The sequence below is a fragment of the Paenibacillus phytorum genome (assembly GCF_013141715.1).
GTDB lineage: Bacteria > Bacillota > Bacilli > Paenibacillales > NBRC-103111 > Paenibacillus_E > Paenibacillus_E phytorum.
Map to the genome: position 1 here is coordinate 1 of NZ_WHOA01000163.1, position 846 is coordinate 846.

Annotated in this window: 1 protein-coding gene; it reads left to right on the forward strand. The window is 47.9% G+C overall.

Annotated elements, in window-relative coordinates:
• On the forward strand, positions 1 to 741 hold a 741-nt coding region (locus tag GC098_RS23685; protein WP_171645685.1), incomplete at its 5' end, for a transposase.
• Positions 742 to 846 lie beyond the last annotated feature (105 nt).

Sequence of the window (846 nt, forward strand, 5' to 3'; positions counted from 1 at the left end):
GATATCCGGTTTCCAGAATACAGACAAGCATTTGATGATATTTTTAGCGATCGTTCGTTGGCCTCTTTGCGCCGGTTCCCAGCCCCTTCTGACCTATTGCAGCTAACTCCGGAGCAAATGGTTCAGATCTGGGGTGAGTATATGGCCAGACCTGGCGGGGTGCGAGGTAAGAACAAGGCGTTGGAACTTCAATCACTCGCTAGACATAGCGTGGGAGACACTACTGCCCTTGAAGAAGACAAATGGGAGCTAAGGCACCTCATCGAAGAGTATGAAAGGATCTGCCGAATTATTGAAGAAGCGGACGAGATGATTGAGAAGATACTGCCTGAAATTCCTTGTTCTGATCTCGTTCGATCTGCCGGTGCTTCCGTTCCAGCAACGGCTGCCATATTGGCATTTGGCGGGGACTTACGTAAGCTGTCTCACGGAAATCAATTACTACGCAAGGCAGGATTAAACTTAGCAGAACGAAGTTCTGGCAAATATAAGGGGCAAATTAAGCTCACCAAGCGAGGCAACTCACTACTGCGCAAGCATCTCTACTTCACTGTGTTTCACCTGTTATCTTTCAATGGAGCGTTTCAAGCCATGCATGCGCACAATACCGAAGTGAAACGAATGACGAAAATGCAGTCCATGATGAAGCTGATTGGGAAACTCGCACGGATGCTTGTAGCCATGGCAAGAGAAGGACAAACATTCTCCATGGATAAGGCCCAGTTACCGTTAGCAGCATAAAAAAGTAAATCGTAACCCTGACACGTGGATTGGCTCATTCGCAGGATCTCACAAAGAAAGCACCGAGTACCGAGATTTTTCCGCTTTAGGGCATAGACCCGTTCC